Annotated in this window: 1 protein-coding gene and 1 pseudogene; both read right to left on the bottom strand. The window is 71.1% G+C overall.

The features are described from left to right. Window positions 1-12 precede the first annotated feature (12 nt). Window positions 13-1,679, bottom strand: a pseudogene (locus STRIP9103_RS29565) (PHP domain-containing protein). Between the two features lie 26 nt (window positions 1,680-1,705). Continuing rightward, a partial coding sequence (locus STRIP9103_RS29560; protein WP_048821216.1) for a LamG-like jellyroll fold domain-containing protein occupies window positions 1,706-3,375 on the bottom strand: 1,670 nt, incomplete at its 5' end.

Genomic DNA, 3,375 nt, shown 5'->3' with positions numbered 1-3,375 from the left:
CCCGAACGCCCGTCAGCTCACATCGACGAACACCGGGTTCGAGTAGAACCAGGTGTCCTCCCACGGGTCTCCGTCGCCCGGCGCGTGCGGGACCGGGCCGTGCGGGTCGATCGCGGCGCCCAGACAGCCGGCGCCGTTGCGCTTGCCGTCGCTGCCCCGCAGACGGACGTAGAAGGACTCGTCGCCGGCCGTGAGCGGGATGCGCAGGGTGTACGTGCCCGTGCGGCCCGTCACGTCCTCGGTGTGGACGACCTTCGTGTCGGGGGCCTTCCAGGCGTCGCGGTCGGAGACCGGGCCGCGCACCGTGCCGCGGATGACGTCCACGTGGGCCAACTCCGGGAGTATTCCACGGGGGTTGGTGCGGGACGCGGAGGTCACGGTGACCGCCAGCGTGAGCTTCTCGCCCTTGCGGACGTGGAGCCGGCCACCGAGGGTGACGCCGCGGCCGTGGTCGCGGTCGCGCTTCACGCGGACGTCGAGACCGTCCAGCAGATGACCGTGGTCCAGCCAGACACGGCCCGCGCGCAGGCCCGCCATCACCGCGCGGTAGCCGTAGCGGGTGACGCCGACGTGGGTGCGGCTGAACTGGCCGGGCCAGAAGTCGCTGCCGGGCTGCGGGGTGTCGGTGTTCACCGGGTCGGGCAGCTTGCCGGTGTTGTCGAAGTTCTGCCCGGCGGGCCAGTCGCCGTTCTTCCAGGTGTCGAAGACGATCCGGTGCGCGTCGGAGTTCGTGGTGATCGAGAACAGGCTGCCTTCTGCCAGCATCGAGTCCCACAGACCGCCGACGGTCGCCGTCGCCCAGTCGAAACCGCCGTAGGTGAGGTACGCCTGCGCCGGGTAGCCGGGCCAGGACTGGGCCGACGGCTTGTTCTCGTACTCGCCGCGTATCGAGGCCGCCCCGCGCAGGCCGGGGATGGCCGCGCCCTGGGCGCCGGGCGCGCCCTCCATGCCGATCATGATCTCGGGGGCCGCGTCCCGCCAGCCGCGCATCTCGTGCGGGGAGTCGATGCCGAGGCGCAGCGGGTGGTTGGCCAGCACCAGCACGTCGTCGACGTATCCGGTGCGGCGCTGCTCGGCCAGCCACTGGATGGCCTTGACGGCGTGCGCCTCGTTGCGGGCGGTGTCCGCGCCGCCCGCGGAGCCGTCGGTGTAGCCCAGCAGCTTGCCGTCGTACGCGCGCTCGAACCGGGTGAGGAGGTCGACCTCGTTCGGGCCGGGCGCGGTGAAGACCGTGCAGTGCTCGGCGGCCGGGATGTACCACTCCAGGCCCTGGAAGATCAGCTGACGGGGGTTCTCGGCGCGGGCCCGGAGGATCTCCCTGTGCTCCAGCGCGGCACCGAAGTCGGCGTGCCCGAAGTTGGAGTGCTCGGTGAACACCATCCAGTCGAGGCCGTACTCGGCGCCCGCGGCGGCCAGCTGGGAGAACGTGTACTTGGCGTCGTGGCTGTACACGGTGTGGATGTGGTGGTCGCCGACGAGGTAGGCGAGTCGGGGTCCTCGCCGCCGTAGCGGCGGGAGGGGGAGGTGGCCGAGGCCGGGGTCGCGAGGGAGCCCATGGCGAAGGCGGCGCCGAAGAGGCCCGCGCCGCGCAGGAGCCCACGGCGCGAGAGGCCCTGCGGGTCGAGCTCGGTGGCGGGGACGGACGGGTCGGCCCAGACGTGCAGTCGCTGCTCGGACATGGTCGTTGGAAGGCCCTTCCGGGGTCTCAGTGGTTCATGAACGACTTGACGGGCAGTGCCCGTTCGACGATGCGGACGTCACCGAGGCGGCCGTGCAGGATCTGGTCGATCCGGCCCCCGTACTCGTAGCCGCCGAGCAGCCAGGGCAGGCCGACCGAGGTGAGCCCGATGGCCGTTGCCCTGGGGTTGCGGACGACCGGGCAGCCCTGGACGTACATCGTGGTGTGCTCGCCGTCGTTGACGACCGCGAGGTGCCACCAGGTCTCCAGCGGGGTCTCCTGCCCCCAGTTGGTGGCGATGCCCTGCTGGTTGAGCGGGCGCACGGCCCACTGCGGCTCGCGGTCGTTGGACAGCGAGAGGGTGGCCAGCGGCTCGTCCGGGTCGTCCTGTGTCCTGCCGGCGGCGCCGCCCGTGCCGGTGCGGCCGAGGATGCCCGCCCAGGCGTGGTTCGACGGGTTCCAGTCGGCGGGCAGACGGTAGAACGCCTCGATGGTGTAACCGTCCTCGAATGTCGCCGAGTTGAGGGGCGCCCCGTCCACCGTCCGCAGATACGCGCCCTTCAGCGGAGGCTTGCCGCCGTGGAACTCCAGGCTGCCGTGGCCGGGCTGGTCCGGATGGTGGTCGGCGGACCAGGCGAGGGTGCCGCCGCCGACGGTGACCAGGGTGAGGTCGTTGCCGTGTCCGGAGCGGTCCTCGATGGTGCCGCTGACGGCGGCCCCGTCCTGCCGGCCGTCGAACCGCCAGTACGCGACCGTGCCGGGCACCAGCATCTTCGACACCGGGCGTGCCGGACGCGCGGGCACCGGCGCGAAGCCCGCGAACCGCTTGTCGAAGTCGATGTCGACCGAGAACCGGTCGGCGTCACCGGAGAGTTCGATCTCCTGCCGCTCCAGCTCGCCCAGGCCCTTCGCGGCCCGGCCCATGATCCACGGGGAGATCGTCTCCACGTCGATGGTGTTCCGGTCGAGGTCGAAGCGGTAGAGGCGGATCATGGCGGCGCCGCCGAAGTACCGGTTCTGGTAGTTCGTCAGGTGGAGGTGGACCTCGTTGCCCGCCGCGTTCTCGCGGGTCGCGCGGGCCGCCGGCCAGTAGTGCCCGTTGAGGGTGAGGAAGATCTGGTCGTGGTCCGCGATCAGCTGGTCCCACAGCTTCCGGCCGTACGTGGACAGGGAGTCGTCCTCGTCGACGAGTTCGTGCGTGGTGAGGATGACCGGCGTCCTCGGGTGCTCGGCCATCACCTGCTCGGCCCACGCGAAGCCCTTCGCCGACAGCCGCCAGTCCAGGGCGAGCACCATCCACTGCCGGCCGCCGGCCTCGAAGAGGTGGAAGGTGTTGTAGCCGTCCGGGGACGCGCCCCCGTAGGTGGACTTGCCCTTGAAGCGGTCGGGACCGAAGACGTCCAGGTACGGACTCGAACCGCGCTGGTCGTCGGTGGAGGACCGTACGTCGTGGTTGCCCGCGAGGACGCTGTAGCCGACGCCCCGCCGGTCGAGCAGCCGGAACGCCTCGCCGATCGCCGCGCACTCCTCCTTGGCGCCGTTCTGTGTGAGGTCGCCCAGATGGGAGAGGAAGACGATGTTCTCCTCCCGCCCGTGCTCCAGCAGATGGCGCAGGGACGCCTCGACGGGCGCCTTGTCGATGCTTGGCCCGTCGAACAGATACTGCGTGTCGGGCATCACCGCCAGCGTGAACCGGC

This window comes from Streptomyces ipomoeae 91-03, assembly GCF_000317595.1.
GTDB classification, from domain to species: domain Bacteria; phylum Actinomycetota; class Actinomycetes; order Streptomycetales; family Streptomycetaceae; genus Streptomyces; species Streptomyces ipomoeae.
Note: the sequence above shows the minus strand (reverse complement) of the source record. Positions and strands in the feature narration are given on the sequence as shown.